Genomic DNA, 16,654 nt, shown 5'->3' on the forward strand with positions numbered 1-16,654 from the left:
GGTATGACACAGGCTCTGAGGAAGTGCGGGGTCAGGTGACCGCGCCGCTCGCCTTCAGGGCGAGGATGCGGTCCCAGTCGTAGCCGAGCTCGGCGAGGATCTCCTCGGTCTGCGCGGCGAACTCCGGTGCGGGGCCGAGGGGGATGTCCTCGACGTCGAACTGGACGGGGCTGGCGACGAGTTCGAGGTCACCGGCGGGTCCGAGGTAGCCGTTGGCGCGGGCCTGCGGGTCGGCGGCGGCCTGGAGGGTGTCCTGGACGGGGGCCCACGGCCCGTCGAGGGCGGCGAACCGCTCGGACCACTCGGCGAGGGTGCCCCCGGCGATGATCTCCCGGAGGATCTTCACCGCCTCCTCGGTGTGCCCGGCGATGGCCTCGCCGGTCGCGAACCGGGGGTCCTCGGCGAGGTCCGGCCGCCCCAGGCAGTGGCAGACGCCCGGCCAGAACCTCGCCGGCTGGAGCATGACGAAGGAGATGTAGCGGTCGTCGGCCGTCCGGTAGAGGCCGGAGAGCGGGTTGCTGGGCGAGCCGTGGGCGCTGGGCCGTACGCCCTCCCAGGCCCGCTCCAGGTGCAGGGAGAGCCCGATGGCGTGGCCCATCGCCCACAGGCCGCTGCCGAACAGGGAGACGTCCACCACCGCTGCCTCCCCGGTGCGCTCGCGGCGCAGCAGGGCGGCCGCGATCCCGCCGGCCAGGTTGGTGCCGGAGACGGTGTCGCCGTAGGCCGGTCCGGGTGGGCTGATCAGTCCCTCGGTGCCGGGCGGGGTGATGCTGGCGGCGGTGCCGGCGCGGGCCCAGAAGGCGGTCATGTCGTAGCCGCCCCGGTCCGCCTCGGGGCCGCGCGGCCCGAGCGCGCTCCCTCGGGCGTACACGACTCGTGGGTTGACGGCGCGGATGTCGTCGACGTCGATCCCTAGGCGGGCCCGGGAGGCGGGCAGGAAGCTGGTGAGGAACACGTCGGCGTCCTTGGCCAGTTCGTACAGCACCTCGCGTCCCTCGGGCCGTGCGATGTCGAGGCCGATGGACCGTTTGCCGCGGTTGGCGTGCGCGACGTTGGGGTTGGGGTCGCCCTCGACCCTGAAGGTGCCGGTCTGGCGCAGTCCGCGCTGCGGGTCGCCGTTCACGGCGTGTTCGACCTTGACGACGTCCGCGCCCCAGTCGGCGAGCACGGCTCCGGCCGAGGGCACGAAGCCGTACATCGCGACTTCGAGGACCCGGATGCCCTCCAGAGGCCTCATGCCTGCTCCAGGGGCACGACGACCCGGGCGAACGACTTCTCCTCCAGGAACTCCTCGAATCCCGAACGGCCGCTCTCCCGGCCGACGCCGGACTGCTTGTAGCCGCCGAAGGGCACGTCGGGCGCGAAGTAGTTGCCGCCGTTGATGGAGAAGGTGCCGGTGCGGATGCGCCGGGCGAGACGGATCGCGCGCTGCTCGTCGGCGCTGTGCACGGCGCCGGACAGGCCGTAGCGGGAGTTGTTGGCGATCCGGACCGCGTCCTCCTCGTCGTCGAAGGGGATCACGGCGAGGACGGGGCCGAAGACCTCCTCCTGGGCGATCTCGCTGTCCGGCTCGACGTTCGCGAGGAGGGTGGGTTCGTAGAAGTAGCCGGGCTCGATGCGGTTGCCGCCCCGCACCAGGGTCGCGCCCGCCTCGACGGCCCGGCGGACCAGGCCGTCGACCTTGTCGCGCTGCTGCTCGCTGATCAGCGGGCCCATGGTGGTCCTGGGGTCGGTCGGGTCGCCGACGTTCACGCGCGCCATGCCCGCGGCCACCAACTCCACGATCCGGTCGTGGTGTTCGCGCGGCACGAGCAGGCGTGAGGTGAGGGCGCAGCCCTGGCCGGAGTGGGAGCAGATGGTGAACGCGGCGAACATGCCGGCCTTCACGAAGTCGGCGTCCTCCAGGACGATCATGGCCGACTTGCCGCCGAGTTCGAGGAAGACCCGCTTGACGGAGTCCGCCGCCGCGGCCATGATCCGGCGGCCGGTGGTGGTGGCGCCGGTGAAGGTGACCACGTCGATGTCGGGGTGGGTGGTGAGCAGTTCGCCGACCTCGGGGCGGGCGGAGCTGAGCACGTTGATCACGCCGGGCGGTATGTCCGTGTGCTCGGCGATGAGTTCGCCGAGGGCGAGGGTGGTGAGCGGGGTCTGCGGGGCGCCCTTGAGGACGACGGTGCAGCCCGCGGCGAGGGCGGGGGCGAGCTTGGCGAGGGCGAGCTGGTTGGGGTAGTTGTACGGCAGGATCGCGGCGACAACGCCGGCCGCTTCCTTCTCCACCCAGCGGTGGTGGCGCTGGCCGCGCAGCTCGACCTCGCCGAGGTCCTCGGAGAACTCGTAGGCCTCCAGCAGGTCGGCGTAGAACTTGACTATGCCGATGGGCTCGTCGAGCTGCGGGCCGTGGGTGAGCTGGCGTGGGGCGCCGACCTCGGCGATGGTCAGTTCGCGCAGTTCCTCGCGGTGCTCGTCGAGGGCCTGGTGGAGCTGGCGCAGGCAGCGCAGCCGCAGGTCGCGGTCCGTGGACCAGCCGGTGGTGTCGAAGGCGCGGCGGGCGGCGGCCACGGCGGCCTCGGCGTTGGCGGTGGTGGCGTCGGGGGCGTGGCCGAGGAGTTCACCGGTGGCGGGGTTGTAGGTGGGGAACGTGGTGTCGGCGGTGAGGAGTTTGCCGTCGATCAGCTGGGACCTGCCGGCGGGCGCGCTCACAGCCGCACCAGCGATCCGCCGTCCACGGCGAGGATCTGGCCGGTGACCCAGGCCGCGTCGTCGGAGAGCAGGAACACCAGCGCGCCCGCCTGGTCCGCCGGGGTCCCCATGCGCTTGAGGGGGAAGGACTGCACCATGGCCGAGCGGTGCGCCTCCGGGATGATGCTGCGGGTCGCCTCGGTGTCCGTCGGCCCGGGCGCGATGGCGTTGACGCGGATGCCGCGCGGTCCGAGTTCGGAGGCCAGCGAGACGGTGAGGTGGTTGACGCCGGCCTTGGCGAGTCCGTAGAAGCCGGTGGCCTGCCAGGCGGCGGTGGACGACTGGTTGACGATCGCCGCGCCCTCCTTCAGGTGCGGCAGCACCGCGCGGGTGACGTGCAGGGCGCCGAGCAGGTTCACCCTGAGGAACCGGTCCAGGTAGTCGTAGTCGACGGTGACGATGCCCTCGCGGCGCATCCCGTGGAAGATCGCCGCGTTGTTGACGAGGTGGTCGATGGAGCCGTACTCATCCATCACCGTGGCGGCGAGCTGCGCGGCGGAGGAGGGGTCGGCCACATCGACCGCGACGAAGAGCGCGTCGCCGATGTCCTTGGCGACGCGCCTGCCCTGCTCCTCGTTCAGGTCCGCCACCACGACCCGCGCGCCCTCGGCGGCCAGTGCCCTGGCGTATCCCTCACCGATGCCCTGGCCTGCCCCGGTGACGATCACCACCTTGTTCTGCAAGCGCATCCCAGCCTCCTTGCTCGGTTGGGCTGGAAACTACATTCTCACTTTGTGCGAATCAAGGACTCGAACACGAGAATCTCATGCTCTTCACTTCCCGCCCCCACCACGAGGAGAATATGGTTCTCACAAACGAAAGGGGAGTTTTCATGATCGACTCGAAGGCCGTACGCCCGTCGCTCGGCGTGGAGTTCACGGGTGTCGCGGACCCGCTCGACGACACCTTCGTGCATCGCTGCGTCGAGGCGCTCAAGTGGCGCGGTGTGCTGGTCGTGCGCGGGCTGCACCTCGACGACGAGCGGCAGCTGGCGTTCAGCCGCCGGCTCGGCGAGGTGGTCGCGCTGCGCGGTCAGGAGATCTTCCCCATCTCGATCAACCCGGAGAAGAGCGCGAGCGCCAAGTACCTCAAGGGCGCCTTCTTCTGGCACCTCGACGGCACCAGCGACGACGTGCCCGTCAGGGCGACCACGCTCACCGCCCGGCACGTGGCCACGGCGGGCGGCGGCACGGACTTCGCCAGTACCTACGCCGCCTACGAGAACCTGCCGGTCAAGGACCGCGAACGCTACGAGACCCTGCGGGTGGTGCACACCTTCGAGGCGGCGCAACGGCTGGTGACCCCGGACCCCACCCCGGAGGAGCTGGCCGGCTGGCGCACCCAGCCCGCTCACGAGATGTCCCTGGTGTGGCGGCGCCGGGACGGCCGCCGTTCGCTCGTCGCCGGTGCCACCGCCGACCACGTCGTCGGAATGGACCCCGAGGAGAGCCGTGCCCTCCTCGACGACCTGCTCGACTGGACCACCCAGGAGCGGTTCCGCTACACCCACGACTGGGAGGTCGGCGACCTGGTCGTGTGGGACAACACCGGGATCCTGCACCGGGCGTTGCCGTACGACGAGAACTCCGAGCGACTGCTGCACCGGACGACCATCGTGGGTGACGAGGCCTTCGCATGACGGCGACAGCCGCCGTACCGGTGCGGACGGCGGTCGTCACGGGCGGCGCCTCCGGCATCGGCCTGGCCGTCGCCCGCCGGCTCGCAGCCGACGGGCTGAAGGTCGCCGTACTGGACCTGGTCCCGGCGCCGGAGGCCTACGGGCTCGCCGTCGACGTCACCGACCGGGCCCAGGTCGACAAGGCGATGGACGCGGTGCGCGAGCGTCTCGGCCCCGTCTCCGTGCTGGTCAACGCGGCAGGCAGGGACGGCTTCACGCGCTTCGGCGACCTGTCGTTCGCCGACTGGCAGCGGATCGTCGACATCAACCTGAACGGCGTCTTCCACTGCGTGCAGTCGGCCCTGCCGGACATGTGGGAGGGCCGCTGGGGCCGGATCGTGAACATCTCCTCCTCCAGTACCCACTCGGGGCAGCCGTTCATGGCGCACTACGTCGCCGCCAAGTCCGCGGTGAACGGGCTGACCAAGTCCCTCGCACTGGAGCTGGGCCCGCGGGGCATCACCGTCAACGCGATACCTCCGGGGTTCGTCGACACCCCGATGCTGCGCACGGCCGAGCGCGAGCAGCGCCTCGGCGGCACCGTCGAGGACCACATCGCCCGCACCCCCGTCCGCCGCGTGGGCCGCCCCGAGGACATCGCCGCGACCTGCTCCTTCCTGGTCAGCGAGGAGGCCGGCTACATCACCGGGCAGATCATCGGTGTGAACGGGGGCCGCAACACGTGACGAGGCTGCCGCCGATACCGTACGAGGACTGGGACGCCGAGGCCCTGCGACCGCTCACGGGCGGCCGTACTGTCCCGCCGTCCAACGCGCTCGGCCTGCTGCTGAACCACCCGCGCCTGGCCAGGGCCTTCCTGACGTTCTCCACCCAACTGGTCTACCGCGGCACGCTGCCGGCCCGGATGCGGGAACTGGCGGTCCTCCGGGTCGCCTGGCGCAACCGCTGCCGGTACGAGTGGGCGCATCACGTACTGCTGGCCCGGGAGGCCGGTGTCACGGACGAAGAGGTCGAAGGAGTACGCCGCGGCGTGGACACCCTGGTGAACCGGGCGGTGGACGAACTCGACACCGCCTCCTCGCTCTCGGACGCGCTGTACGCGGAACTGGCGAAGGAACTGGACGAGCCGCAGTTGATGGAGTTCGTGTTCGTCGTCGGCGCGTACCGCCTGCAGGCCATGGCGTACAACACCTTCGGTGTGGAGCCGGATGCGGGCATGGACGGCGGAGGGATGGAGGACGAGGGGTGAGTCCACGGCATCCCCGGCGCCTCCGGCGTCCGGAGCGGATCCTGCGGGTCGTGCAGTGGGCCACCGGAAACATCGGTTCGCGCTCGCTCCGTGCCGTTGTCGACCATCCGCGCATGGCTCTGGCCGGTGTGTACGTCACGGGTCCGGAGAAGGCCGGGCGGGACGCCGGCGAGCTGTGCGGAAGCGGTCCGACCGGGGTCGTCACCACCTGCGACCCCGACGAGATACGCGCGCTCGGCGCCGACTGCGTGTTGTACATGCCCCGCGTGACCGACCACGACGAGCTGTGCGCCCTGCTGGCGTCCGGTGCGAACGTGGTGACCACGGCGGGCGGTTTCCACCACCCACCCGGTCTGGAGCCCGCGCTGAGGCTCCGGGTCGAGGAGGCCTGCGCGCGGGGCGGCACATCACTGCACGCCACGGGGAGCAGTCCGGGGTTCATCACCGAGGCCGTACCGCTCGTCCTGGCCTCCGTGCAGCGGCGGCTGGAGAAGCTCACCGTCCACGAGTACGCCGATCTGTCGCGCCGCAACTCACCGGGGCTGCTCTTCGACGTGATGGGGTTCGGAGCGGCACCGGACGGCGGGTTCGACGAAGGCCGCCTGGCACACGTCCGGTCGGGTTTCGGGCCGTCCCTGCGGCTGGTGGCCGATGCCCTGGGCCTGCCCCTCGAATCCGTCGAGGCCCGGGGCCGGATCGCCACCGCCGTGCGCACGACCGCCATCGCCGCCGGAGTCCTTCGTGCGGGGACGGTGGCCGCGCAGCGGATCACGCTGTCCGGCCGCCACGGCGGACGCACGCTGCTGGAGTTCGACGCGACCTGGTACTGCACCACGGACCTGGACGTGGACTGGGACCTGCGTTCCACCGGTTGGCATCTGGCGGTCGACGGCGACACGCCGCTGGACGTCGACATGCGGTTCCCGGTGCCGTCGGAGCGACTGGCCGCGGTCTCCCCCGGATACACCGCGCATCGGGCGGTCAACGCCGTCCCCGCCGTGTGTGCGGCCGCACCCGGCATCCGTACGACCGTGGACCTCCCCCTGTTCACCGCAGCCCTCGGCTGAGCTCCGGGACGGGAGGGAGCCGGGCCTCTCCCGTTCAGCCCTGCTTCAGACGGCTCTTCATCTCGTCCAGCCGGGTCAGGATCGGATAGCCGTCCACGCTCAGGGCGTTGCCGTGCCCGGTCTGGTGGATGTCGAAGACGGACTGGAGGGCGGCGTAGAAGCCCTGGACGTCGAGGGTCTGGTTGACGGCACGCTTGGCCTGGCGCAGGCCGAACGACGGCATCCGCGCTATCCGCCGGGCCAACTCGTCAGTGGCCGGGCCGAGTTCGGCCAACGGGACGACCTTGTTGACCATGCCGACCTGTTCGGCCTCGTGCGCGGTCAGGGGGCGGCCGGTGAAGAGGATCTCCTTGGCCTTCCTGGGCCCCAGCTCCCAGGTGTGGCCGTGGTACTCGACCCCGCCGATGCCCATGTGGACCACCGGGTCGGAGAACTCCGCGTTCTCCGCGGCCACGATCAGGTCGCACGGCCAGCACAGCATCAGCCCGGCCGCGATGCACTTGCCCTGGACGGCCGCGATGGTGGGCTTCGGGATGTTGCGCCACTTGAGCGAGTATTCGAGGTAGCGGCGCGTCTCGGCGGCGTAGATCCACTCGAGGGTGATCTCGCCGGGTCCCGGCCAGCGGTCCTTCAGGTCGTGGCCCGCGGAGAAGTGCCGGCCGTTCGCCCTGAGCACGACCACCTTCACCGCCTCGTCCCGGGCCGCGCGTGTCCAGGCGGCGTCGAGGTCGTCGAGGAGGGCCATGGTCTGGGCGTTCGCGACCTCGGGTCGGTTGAGGGTGATCGTCGCGATGCCGTCCTCGGCGTCGTACAGGATCTGGTCCATGACTGGGGTCCTCTGTCCGTCCTCTAGCGCGGCAGGCCGAGGATGCGCTCGGCGACGATGTTGCGCTGGATCTCGCTGGTACCGCCCGCGATGGTGCCGGCGAAACTGCGCGCGTATCGCTCGAACCAGCTGGAGATGAACGCCTCGTTGTTCATGTGGTGGTACGGCCCGGTGCGGGCGGGATGCGGCAGGGCGTCGGCGCCGTGGGCCTCCAGGGCGTGCAGGGACGCGGACTGGACGGCCTCGGAGCCGAGCAGCTTGAGGACCGACAGTTCGGCGGGGTCCCGGCCCGGGCCGAGTTGCCGGTAGCCGAGCAGCCGTAGCGCCTGGAGGTCCATGAGCAGGGTGGCATACCACTCCTCACCCGCTCCGACGTCGGCCGCGTCCTGCACCAGGTCCTCCAGACGCTCGGCGAACGACAGCCACAGCAGGGTGCGTTCGTGCCCCAGGGAGCCGTTGGCCACCCGCCAGCCCTCGTGGAGCGGCCCGACGAGGTTCTCGCGCGGCACCCGGACGTCGGTGAGGAACACCTCGTTGAAGTCGAGATCGTCCTCGGCGGCGATCGAACCGAAGGGACGCCGTACGACGCCCTCGGTGGCCGTGGGGATCAGCAGCGCGCTGATCCCCTTGTGCTTGGGCGCGTCGGGGTCGGTGCGCACGAAGGCGAGCACGACGTCGGCGTCGTGGGCACCGGAGGTCCAGATCTTCTGCCCGTCGACGGTGAAGGTGTCACCGTCGAGCACCGCCCGGGTGCGCAGGGAGGCCAGGTCGGAGCCGGCCTCGGGCTCGCTCATCCCGAGCGCCGCGGTGATCTCGGCACGCAGGATCGGCACGGCCCAGCGGCGCTTCTGCTCCGCGGTGCCGAAGGTGATCAGGGACGCGGCGATGATGCCGAGGCCCTGCGGGTTGAAGCTGTGGTAGATCCGGCGGTGCGCCAGCTCTTCGAGATGCGCGAGCTGTTGCGGCAGCGTGGCGTCACGGCCGCCGAACTCCGCCGGCTGGCCGGGCAGCAGCCAACCCTCGTCGAACAGGGTGCGCTGCCAGCGGCGGGCCCAGTCGGGGACGTGGGCGCTGGAGCGGGAGCGGTCCCGCGCCTCGGCCTCGGCGGGCAGGTGGGCGTCGAGGAAGGCGGCGAACTCGGCTCGGAAAGCGGCCACTTCGGGATCGTCGGCGAGTCTCATGAGCCCAGCAGGGCCTTCCTGTGCGCGGACGCGGTGCCGAGGAGCAGATCGCAGGCCTGGGCTCGCTTCAGGTGGTACTGGAGTTCGTTCTCCCAGGTGAAGCCCATGGCTCCGAAGAGCTGCAGCCCGTGCCGGAAGACCACCCGCTGGCATTCCCCCGCCGCGGCCTTGGCCATGTGGGCGGCCCGGGTGCGCCGGGGGTCGTCCTCGGCGATGGTCAGGGCGGCGAAGTGGGTGAGGGCACGGGCGCGTTCGATCGCCACGTGCATGTCGGCGGCCTTGTGCTTCACGGCCTGGAAGGAACCGAGCGGGCGGCCGAACTGCACCCGCCGCCTCACGTGTTCCAGGCTCAGGTCGAGGATCCGGCGGCAGGCGCCGACCGCGGTGGCCGCGAGGCCGGTCAGCGCCAGGTCGGGCACGCCTTCGGCGAGGGCACCGGCCTCCGCGAGGGCACCGGTACCGGCCTCGATCCCGGCCACGTGCAGGTTCGGGTCGAGCACGGGCATCCGGCGCGCCGCCAGTTCGGCACCGGGTACGACGACCACGCCGTCCGCCGTGAGCAGCGCGACCTCGTCGGCGCGGTCGGCGTCCAGGACGTACCGCCCGGCGCCGTCGAAGACCGCCGTGCCGCTGCCGTCGGGGAGCCGTCCGGTCAGCGGGGCGAACCAGGTGGCCGTGGCCAGGAACGGTGTCGGGTCGGCCGCGTATCCCAACTCCTCCAGGATCAGGGCGAGTTCGAGCGGTGGCGCCTCCAGCCAGCCGAGCCGGCGGTAGGTGCTCCACTGCTGGTCCTCGGGTCGGCCGCGCACCTTGGCGACCGTCTCGCGCACCGTGCGCCGCAGCAGTTGCTGGTCCTCGTCGAGTTCGAACTCCACGCCCGCCTCCGCCCTGCCGGTACCCGATGGCCGCACACCGAGCGCGAGCCCAGATCGGGGAGAATATCATTCTCGCTCAGCGAAAGTAATACTCTTGTTTCTTACGGAGTGCGATTCGGTAGGGGGAGCGCCCCTCCTTTTCACATACGTGGAGTACCGTTCTGCTCATGAGTGCCGTCCCCGCAGAACCGGTCGAGACACCCGAGCCCGCCTGGCGGCAGCGCGCCGTCGAGCGGTCCACCCGTGCCGCGAAGCTGCGCGCCGAGCAGCGCGTCCAGCGGTTCCTGGACGCCGCCCAGGAACTGATCGCCGACAAGGGCACCACCGACTTCACCGTGCAGGAGGTCGTGGAGCGCTCCCGGCAGTCGCTGCGCAGCTTCTACCAGCACTTCGACGGCAAGCACGAGCTGCTGCTCGCGCTCTTCGAGGACGCGCTGTCGAAGTCGGCCGCCGAGATCCGGGAGCGGGCCGCCGCGGGGCGGGACCCGCTGGAGCGGCTGAAGATCGCGGTCGATCTGCTGTACGCCTCCTCCACACCGCGTGCCGGTCAGCAGTCCCCGCTCTTCACCGACTTCGCGATCCAGCTGCTGGTCACCCACCCGGACCAGGTGGCCACCGCCCACCTGCCGCTGCTCGCCTACTTCACGGAGCTGGTGGAGGAGGCGGTCGGAACGGGCCAGGCCGTGACCGCGAAGCCCCGGCGCACCGCGTCCCTGATCATGCAGACGGCGATGTTCACGGCACAGGCCCCGGCGGCACCGGTCGGCGCCCACCCCTCACCCATCACCGCCGAGGAGGTCTGGGCGTTCTGCCTGGGCGGGCTCAGGGGTCCCGGCACGGCACAGGACCCGGCCGCGACCGCACCGACCACGACCGCACCGGCCGAGGACGCCCCCGCGACGAAGCCGACGGCCCCCGCGGCGACGGCACGCAAGGCGGCCCCGGCGAAGAAGACCACGGCCACGCCGCAGAAGCGGGCCGCCGCCGCGAAGAAGGCCGCTCCGGCCAAGAAGGCGACCACCGCCACGAAGGCCGCCCGCTCCCAGGCGTGACCTGACCGGTCCGGGGCCTCCGCGGGATCCCTGCGGGGGCCTTTTGCCTGCCACGGGACCCACCGCCGTACCGTGAGCGACATCTTTTCACCCCCGGATCTCTCCGCCCCCTCCCCCAACTTCCCCGGCAGAGCCGGACCTTGAAGCCTCGCCCCCTTGACGGAACCTTTCGGTCTGACCTTTGATATGTTTCGCAAATCAGCCGCCGGCAGAGGGGTTCCCCGCCGTGGACTTTGAGCTGACCGAGGACCAGGAGACGATCCGCAAGGCCGTGACCGGTCTCCTGCGCGACTTCGACGACCGGTACTGGATGGAGAAGGACCGCGACCACGCCTTCCCCGAGGAGTTCTACGAAGCCGTCGCGGGCGGCGGCTGGCTGGGCATCACAATCCCGGAGGCGTACGGCGGCCACGGCCTCGGCATCACCGAGGCGACGCTGCTGCTGGAACAGGTCGCCCGCTGCGGCGGAATGAACGCGGCCAGCTCGATCCACATGTCGATCTTCGGCATGCACCCCGTCGTCGTGCACGGCTCCGAGGAGCTCAAGCGGCACACCCTGCCCCGGATCGCGGACGGCGACCTGCACGTCTGCTTCGGCGTGACGGAACCGGGCGCGGGCCTGGACACGACACGCATCACGACCTACGCCCGCCGGGACGGCGGCCACTACGTCGTCAGTGGCCGCAAGGTGTGGATCTCGAAGGCGATGGAGTCCGAGAAGATCCTGCTGTTGACCCGCACGTCGAAGGCCGACGAGGTCGAGAAGCGGACCGACGGCATGACGCTGTTCCTCGCCGACCTCGACCGCGACCGGGTCGACATCCGCCCGATCCCGAAGATGGGCCGCAACGCCGTCACGTCGAACGAGCTGTTCATCGACGAACTGCGCATCCCGGTCGAGGACCGGGTCGGCGAGGAGGGCCAGGGCTTCCGCTATCTCCTCGACGGCCTGAACCCCGAGCGGATGCTGATCGCCGCCGAGGCACTCGGCATCGGCCGGGTGGCCCTGGACCACGCGGTGCGGTACGGCAGGGAGCGGGAGGTGTTCGGCAGGCCGATCGGCATGAACCAGGGGATCCAGTTCCCGCTGGCCGACTCCCTCGCCCGGCTCGACGCGGCCGAGCTGGTCCTGCGCAAGGCGACCTGGCTCTATGACCAGGGCCGGCCGTGCGGGCGTGAGGCGAACACCGCCAAGTACCTGTGCGCGGACGCCGGGTTCACCGCCGCCGACCGGGCGCTGCAGACCCACGGCGGCATGGGCTACTCCGAGGAGTACCCGGTCGCCCGCTACTTCCGCGAGGCACGGCTCATGCGCATCGCGCCCGTCAGCCAGGAGATGGTCCTGAACTACCTGGGCGAGCACACCCTGGGACTGCCCAGAAGCTACTGAGGAGTTGGGGATGACCGACCGAACGGATCTGTTCGACCTCACGGGGCGCTCGGCACTGGTGACCGGTGCCGCGGGCGGTATCGGCTCGGCGGTCGCCGAGGCGCTCGCCCGGGCCGGGGCGACGGTGCTCGTGACCGACGTCGACGAGACCGCCGCGGCGGCCGTCGCCGGGAAGATCTCCGCCGCCGGGCTGACCGCGCACAGTGCCGCGCTCGACGTGACCGACCGCGCGAGCGCCGACGCGGCGGTGTCCCGGGCAGCCGCGCTCGCCGACGGCACCCTGCACATCCTCGTCAACAACGCGGGCATCACCGCGCCCGCCATGTTCGCGAACCTGGCGGAGGACGCCTTCCGGCGGCTCCTCGACATCCACGTCCTGGGCAGCTTCCACTGCGCACAGGCCGCGTTGCCGTACCTCCCGGACGACGGACGCGGCCGCATCATCAACGTCACCTCGTCCGCCGGGATCGTCGGCACGCTCGGACAGGTCAACTACTCCGCCGCCAAGGCCGGCATCATCGGCCTCACCAAATCCCTGGCCCGCGAACTGGCCCGCAGGCACATCCTGGTGAACGCCCTCGCGCCACTGGCCGCGACCCCGATGACGGAGACCATCCGGACGAACGAGAAGTTCGCCGCCCAGATGCTGGCCCGGATCCCGCTCGGGCGTTGGGCGGAGCCGGAGGAGGTCGCGGGGGCGTTCGTCTTCCTCGCCTCCGACGCGGCTTCGTTCATCACCGGTCAGGTACTGCCGGTCGACGGGGGCATGGTCATGTGACACTCGGGGACGTCCTGTGTTGAATGGTTCAGCCGAAACGGACGTACGACGAGAGGCCTGAACCAGTGCCCAGCGCCGAGCCCTCCGCCCGCACCCCGCGCTTCGACACGCTGACCGTGCCGAAGGCGTCGGACGTGCTGGCGGCGGAGGTCCGCGAGCGGATCCTGTCCGGGGAGATCGGCGAGGGCACGGCCCTGCCGCCGGAGCGTCAGCTCGTCGAGCAGACCGGGCTGAGCCGGGCCACCGTGCGTGAGGCGCTGCGGATCCTGGAGGTCGAGCGGCTCGTGGAGATCCGGCCGGGGCGCGGCGGCGGGGCCTTCGTGCACCGGCCCGGGCGCGAGTCCCTGGCGAACACCGTGCGATTGGTGATTCGCGGCCAGCAGATCCGGCTGGAGGCGCTGCACGAGACCCGGGAGGCGATCGAGCCGACGTGCGCCGCGCTGGCCGCGAGACGGCGCACCGACCGGGATCTGGCCGAACTGGACGCCGCGAACGCGGAGTTGAAGGAGGCCGGGGACGACACCCAGCGGTTCCTCCGGGCGAACGTGCGCTGGCACAACGCGGTGGCGCGCGCGGGCGACAACGAGCTGCTCATCGGGTTCATGAGCGCGCTCTCGCAGTCGATCCACGCGGCCACGAACCTGCGGCAGTTCACGGGAGCGGACATCCGCGAGGTCACCGCGCGGGCGCACGCCCGGATCACCGACGCGATCCGGGCCGGTGACGAGGCGGCGGCGATGCGGCGGATGTCCCGGCACGTGTGCGGTTTCGCGCGTGCGGCGGTGGAGGTGGACGTGCGCGAGCGCGTGGAGCTGACCGACCCCGAAGCCTGACAGGCGGCGCACGAGACGCCGGGGTACGGCCAGAGTTCGCGAGAATCTCATTCTCATATTCGCGCAACACCATTGACAGTTACGGCCTGACCTTTACTAGCATCGCTCGCATGAGCGAGGTGAGTCCCGTACTGACCGTGGCCGCCGACGGCGACGTCCGCATCGTCACCCTGAACCGTCCGGAACGTCTCAACGGCGTGTCCGCGGAACTCCACCGCAGGTTGTCCGAGGTGTGGCGCGAGTTGGCGGACGACGCCAAGGCGCGGGCCGTCGTCCTCACCGGCGCCGGCCGGGCGTTCAGCGCGGGCGGCGACTTCGATCATCTGCGCCGCCATCATGAGGATCCCGAGCTGCGCGAGCGGTCGATCCGGCTCGACCGGACCATCCAGACGGAGATGATCCGTTTCCCGCTGCCCGTCATCGCGGCCGTCAACGGCCCCGCGGTGGGGCTGGGTTGCTCCCTGGCCCTCGGCTGCGACCTGGTCCTGATGGCCGAGGACGCCTACCTCGCCGACCCGCATGTCTCGGTCGGTCTGGTGGCGGGCGACGGCGGGGTCACCCTGTGGCCGCTGCTGACGAGCCTCCTCCGGGTGAAGGAGTACCTGTTCACCGGGGACCGCATCCCGGCCGCCACCGCGCTCGGGCTCGGCCTCGCCAACCGGGTCGTGCCCGCCTCGGATCTGATGCCCGAGGCGCTGGCGCTGGCGCACCGGCTCGCCGCGCAGCCCGCGGAGGCGCTGCGCGCGACGAAGGCGGCGCTGGCCGCGGTGGTCGAGCAGGTCTCGCGCGGCGGCATGGAGGCGGCGCTCCTGGCGGAGCGGTCCACGATGACCAGCCCGGACCACATCCGCATCGTCGGCGACCTCGCCACCCGGGCCCGCCGCCGCCTGGCCGCCCCCGAGGAGGAGTGAGGGTGCAGCCCGAGGAATTCACGCTCGTCCGCGACCTGCTCCGGACATTCGCGGCCCAGCACGCCATCGGCTCGGCAGACGACGTCAAGCCCCAGTCCCGCGCCGCGGCGCAGCAGGCACTGGACGGACTGGGCCTCGCCGAGCTGCGCGGTACCGCCCTGCCCGCCGCCACCGTCCAGGAGTGCTCGCTCCTCGCCGAGGAGCACGGCCGGCTGCCGCTGACCACCTCACTGCTCGGCACCGTCCTGCTGGCTCCGGAGCTGCTGCGCCTCCTCCGTGCGGACCGGCACGACGCGCGGTTCACGGTGGCCCTCGCCTCCGACCTGCGTCTCCCGGGCCCCGACGCACAAGATCTCCGCGCCTGGGACTGCGACGGAGCCGATGCGGCACTGTACGCCGACACCGAGGGAACCGTGACCCGCGCCCGGCTCGGACCGCCGGCACCGACCGCCGACCTGCTGCGCAGCGTGCGTCATGCCTCCGCCGTGGGCGAGCCCCTCGGCCGGCTCGCACCGGAGGACCGACAGCGCTGGCAGGCGTACGCGCTGGTGGTCGTCGCGAGCGAACTCGTCGGCGCGGCGGGTTCGCTCGTCGAGCAGAGTGTGGTGTACGCCCGCGAACGCCGGCAGTACGGCCGGCGGATCGGCTCCTTCCAGGCCGTCCAGCACCTGCTCGCCGACGCGACCGTCCTGGTGGAGGCCGGCACCAGCGCCACCCGGTACGCCGCGTGGTGCCTGGACCACGAGCCGCCGGACCGGGCGCTCACGGCGGCCCGCACGGCCAAGGCGGAGCTGAACACCTCGGCCTTGGAGGCGGTGTACGCCGGGATGCAGGTGTTCGGCGGTATCGCCCAGACCTGGGAGCACATCGCCCATCTGTACCTGCGCAAGGTGCTCGTCGGCGCCACCGTGCTGGCCACCACGGCCGACCTGTTGCCCGCACTCGCCGCACCGGAGGCGACCCGATGACCGACGGCCCCCTCGACTTCGGCGACCCGACGGACCTGGAGCGGCTGCGGCGGGACTTCCGCGCCTGGCTGGCCGACCATCCGCTGCCCGGGCGGCGACCGGACGAACCGGTCCCCGCCTTCCTGCACCGCTGGCACCGCATCCTCCACTCCGGCGGCTGGGTCGGCCTCGACGTACCGCGGGAGTACGGCGGCCGTGGCCTGACACCACTGCACCAGGTCGCCGTCAGCGACGAGTTGGGAGCACGCGGCGCCCCCGGCGTCCCCCGGATCGGCTATCTCGCCCACGCCCTCCTGGAGTTCGGTGACGAGGAGCAGCGCAGACGCCTGCTGCCCCGGATGCTTTCCGGGGACGACGTCTGGTGCCAGGGCTTCAGCGAGCCGGGCGCGGGCTCGGACCTGGCCGGCATGAGCACCCGCGCCGAACGGCAGCCGGACGGCGGCTATCTCGTCAACGGACAGAAACTGTGGACGAGTTACGCCCAGTATTCCGACCTCTGCCTGCTCCTGGCCCGAACCGACCGCACGGCTCCCGCGCACACCTCGGTCTCGGCGTTCGCCCTGCCCCTCGACCGGCCCGGCGTGACCGTGCGCCCGCTGCGCGCGGCCAACGGCGACGAGGAGTTCTGCGAGCTGTTCCTCGACGACGTCCGCGTCGAGGAGTCGGAGCGGGTCGGCGCCGAGGGCGACGGCTGGCCACTGGCGATGACCACGGTGTCGTACGAGCGCAACGCCCTCGACACCGGCCACCTGCCGAAGTACGGGCTGCTCGTCGAGCGCCTGTGCCGCACCGCGGACGAACGGCGCGGGAGTCTGCCGGACGGGCTTCGCACGCGGATCGGGCAGTGCGTGGTCGACTACCGGGTCCTCGTCGCCCACGCCCGGCGCCGGACCGCGCAGCGGCGCGCCGGTCCGGTCGCCGGGCCGGACTCGTCCGTCGACAAACTGCTGATGACCCGCGCCGAGCAACGTCTCTACGAGACCGCCCTATTGGTGTTCCCCGAAGAGCTTCACGCGGAGGGCGGCGAGGTGTTCGGGGAGTACCTCTACTCCCGGGCCGCGTCGGTCTACGGCGGAACGTCCCAGATCCAGCGCAACATCATCGCCAAGCGGCTGCTGCGTCTGCCGGCCGACGACCGCGCCTGAA

General features: G+C 71.4%; 17 protein-coding genes. 11 read left to right on the forward strand and 6 right to left on the reverse strand.

Features of this window, described 5'->3' with window-relative positions:
- Window positions 1–31 precede the first annotated feature (31 nt).
- Genes ACFWPQ_RS00080 through ACFWPQ_RS00090 form a run of 3 tightly spaced genes read right to left on the reverse strand, consistent with a single transcriptional unit; the run spans window position 32 to window position 3,428 of the window.
- Window positions 32–1,237, reverse strand: coding sequence for a CaiB/BaiF CoA transferase family protein (locus tag ACFWPQ_RS00080; RefSeq protein ID WP_384028242.1), 1,206 nt, complete (start codon window positions 1,235–1,237; stop codon window positions 32–34).
- Entirely contained in the window at window positions 1,234–2,700 is a 1,467-nt protein-coding gene (locus ACFWPQ_RS00085) for an aldehyde dehydrogenase family protein (protein WP_384028244.1), read from the reverse strand. Before ACFWPQ_RS00085 ends, ACFWPQ_RS00080 begins: the two co-directional genes overlap by 4 nt.
- On the reverse strand, window positions 2,697–3,428 hold the full coding sequence (locus ACFWPQ_RS00090) for an SDR family oxidoreductase (protein WP_384028246.1): 732 nt from the start codon (window positions 3,426–3,428) through the stop codon (window positions 2,697–2,699). Before ACFWPQ_RS00090 ends, ACFWPQ_RS00085 begins: the two co-directional genes overlap by 4 nt.
- Before the next feature lie 143 nt (window positions 3,429–3,571).
- Between ACFWPQ_RS00090 and ACFWPQ_RS00095 the strand changes: the two genes are divergently transcribed.
- The 4 genes from ACFWPQ_RS00095 (at window position 3,572) to ACFWPQ_RS00110 (ending at window position 6,694) form a co-directional block, all read left to right on the forward strand.
- Window positions 3,572–4,378, forward strand: a complete 807-nt coding sequence (locus tag ACFWPQ_RS00095; protein WP_384028248.1) for a TauD/TfdA dioxygenase family protein — start codon at window positions 3,572–3,574, stop codon at window positions 4,376–4,378.
- Complete coding sequence (locus tag ACFWPQ_RS00100) at window positions 4,375–5,103, forward strand: SDR family NAD(P)-dependent oxidoreductase (protein ID WP_384028250.1); 729 nt, start codon at window positions 4,375–4,377, stop codon at window positions 5,101–5,103. The genes ACFWPQ_RS00095 and ACFWPQ_RS00100 overlap by 4 nt, the downstream gene beginning before the upstream one ends.
- Window positions 5,100–5,627, forward strand: a complete 528-nt coding sequence (locus tag ACFWPQ_RS00105) for a carboxymuconolactone decarboxylase family protein (protein ID WP_361282350.1) — start codon at window positions 5,100–5,102, stop codon at window positions 5,625–5,627. The genes ACFWPQ_RS00100 and ACFWPQ_RS00105 overlap by 4 nt, the downstream gene beginning before the upstream one ends.
- 113 nt (window positions 5,628–5,740) lie before the next feature.
- Window positions 5,741–6,694 (forward strand): dihydrodipicolinate reductase, encoded by a 954-nt coding sequence (locus ACFWPQ_RS00110; RefSeq protein ID WP_384028253.1) that lies wholly within the window; start codon window positions 5,741–5,743, stop codon window positions 6,692–6,694.
- 34 nt (window positions 6,695–6,728) lie between these two features.
- Here the strand turns inward: ACFWPQ_RS00110 and ACFWPQ_RS00115 are convergent, their stop codons facing one another.
- The 3 genes from ACFWPQ_RS00115 to ACFWPQ_RS00125 are packed head-to-tail and all read right to left on the reverse strand — an operon-like array spanning window position 6,729 to window position 9,576.
- Window positions 6,729–7,520, reverse strand: a complete 792-nt coding sequence (locus ACFWPQ_RS00115) for an enoyl-CoA hydratase (protein WP_384028255.1) — start codon at window positions 7,518–7,520, stop codon at window positions 6,729–6,731.
- Window positions 7,521–7,543: 23 nt separating this feature from the next.
- On the reverse strand, window positions 7,544–8,677 hold the full coding sequence (locus tag ACFWPQ_RS00120; protein ID WP_384028257.1) for an acyl-CoA dehydrogenase family protein: 1,134 nt from the start codon (window positions 8,675–8,677) through the stop codon (window positions 7,544–7,546).
- A gap of 20 nt (window positions 8,678–8,697) precedes the next feature.
- Window positions 8,698–9,576 (reverse strand): acyl-CoA dehydrogenase family protein, encoded by an 879-nt coding sequence (locus ACFWPQ_RS00125; RefSeq protein WP_384028259.1) that lies wholly within the window; start codon window positions 9,574–9,576, stop codon window positions 8,698–8,700.
- 167 nt (window positions 9,577–9,743) lie between these two features.
- Between ACFWPQ_RS00125 and ACFWPQ_RS00130 the strand changes: the two genes are divergently transcribed.
- From ACFWPQ_RS00130 to ACFWPQ_RS00160, 7 genes are all read left to right on the forward strand, one after another.
- Window positions 9,744–10,628 carry a TetR/AcrR family transcriptional regulator gene (locus ACFWPQ_RS00130; RefSeq protein WP_384028261.1) on the forward strand — a complete coding sequence of 295 codons (885 nt, stop codon included), beginning with the start codon at window positions 9,744–9,746 and terminating at the stop codon, window positions 10,626–10,628.
- 226 nt (window positions 10,629–10,854) lie between these two features.
- Window positions 10,855–12,018 (forward strand): acyl-CoA dehydrogenase family protein, encoded by a 1,164-nt coding sequence (locus ACFWPQ_RS00135; RefSeq protein ID WP_384028263.1) that lies wholly within the window; start codon window positions 10,855–10,857, stop codon window positions 12,016–12,018.
- Between the two features lie 10 nt (window positions 12,019–12,028).
- Window positions 12,029–12,796: an SDR family NAD(P)-dependent oxidoreductase gene (locus ACFWPQ_RS00140; RefSeq protein WP_384028265.1), complete on the forward strand. Its 768-nt coding sequence runs from the start codon at window positions 12,029–12,031 to the stop codon at window positions 12,794–12,796.
- Window positions 12,797–12,861: 65 nt separating this feature from the next.
- Window positions 12,862–13,629, forward strand: coding sequence for a FadR/GntR family transcriptional regulator (locus tag ACFWPQ_RS00145; RefSeq protein WP_384028267.1), 768 nt, complete (start codon window positions 12,862–12,864; stop codon window positions 13,627–13,629).
- Between the two features lie 110 nt (window positions 13,630–13,739).
- Complete coding sequence (locus ACFWPQ_RS00150) at window positions 13,740–14,540, forward strand: enoyl-CoA hydratase/isomerase family protein (RefSeq protein ID WP_384028269.1); 801 nt, start codon at window positions 13,740–13,742, stop codon at window positions 14,538–14,540.
- Window positions 14,541–14,542: 2 nt separating this feature from the next.
- Window positions 14,543–15,508 carry an acyl-CoA dehydrogenase family protein gene (locus tag ACFWPQ_RS00155; RefSeq protein ID WP_384028271.1) on the forward strand — a complete coding sequence of 322 codons (966 nt, stop codon included), beginning with the start codon at window positions 14,543–14,545 and terminating at the stop codon, window positions 15,506–15,508.
- A complete protein-coding gene (locus tag ACFWPQ_RS00160; RefSeq protein ID WP_384028273.1) occupies window positions 15,505–16,653 on the forward strand; it encodes an acyl-CoA dehydrogenase family protein in 1,149 nt (382 codons plus the stop codon). Before ACFWPQ_RS00155 ends, ACFWPQ_RS00160 begins: the two co-directional genes overlap by 4 nt.
- Window position 16,654: the final 1 nt, after the last annotated feature.

The organism is Streptomyces sp. NPDC058464, from assembly GCF_042721035.1.
Classification (GTDB): Bacteria; Actinomycetota; Actinomycetes; order Streptomycetales; family Streptomycetaceae; genus Streptomyces.

Excerpts from the sequence above, each read along its gene's own strand:
- ACFWPQ_RS00100 (WP_384028250.1), top strand. The coding sequence starts at position 4,375 with ATGACGGCGACAGCCGCCGTACCGGTGCGGACGGCGGTCGTCACGGGC.
- ACFWPQ_RS00150 (WP_384028269.1), top strand. The coding sequence starts at position 13,740 with ATGAGCGAGGTGAGTCCCGTACTGACCGTGGCCGCCGACGGCGACGTC.
- ACFWPQ_RS00115 (WP_384028255.1), bottom strand. The coding sequence starts at position 7,520 with ATGGACCAGATCCTGTACGACGCCGAGGACGGCATCGCGACGATCACC.
- ACFWPQ_RS00080 (WP_384028242.1), bottom strand. The coding sequence starts at position 1,237 with ATGAGGCCTCTGGAGGGCATCCGGGTCCTCGAAGTCGCGATGTACGGC.
- ACFWPQ_RS00140 (WP_384028265.1), top strand. The coding sequence starts at position 12,029 with ATGACCGACCGAACGGATCTGTTCGACCTCACGGGGCGCTCGGCACTG.
- ACFWPQ_RS00110 (WP_384028253.1), top strand. The coding sequence starts at position 5,741 with ATGGCTCTGGCCGGTGTGTACGTCACGGGTCCGGAGAAGGCCGGGCGG.
- ACFWPQ_RS00160 (WP_384028273.1), top strand. The coding sequence starts at position 15,505 with ATGACCGACGGCCCCCTCGACTTCGGCGACCCGACGGACCTGGAGCGG.
- ACFWPQ_RS00130 (WP_384028261.1), top strand. The coding sequence starts at position 9,744 with ATGAGTGCCGTCCCCGCAGAACCGGTCGAGACACCCGAGCCCGCCTGG.
- ACFWPQ_RS00095 (WP_384028248.1), top strand. The coding sequence starts at position 3,572 with ATGATCGACTCGAAGGCCGTACGCCCGTCGCTCGGCGTGGAGTTCACG.
- ACFWPQ_RS00090 (WP_384028246.1), bottom strand. The coding sequence starts at position 3,428 with ATGCGCTTGCAGAACAAGGTGGTGATCGTCACCGGGGCAGGCCAGGGC.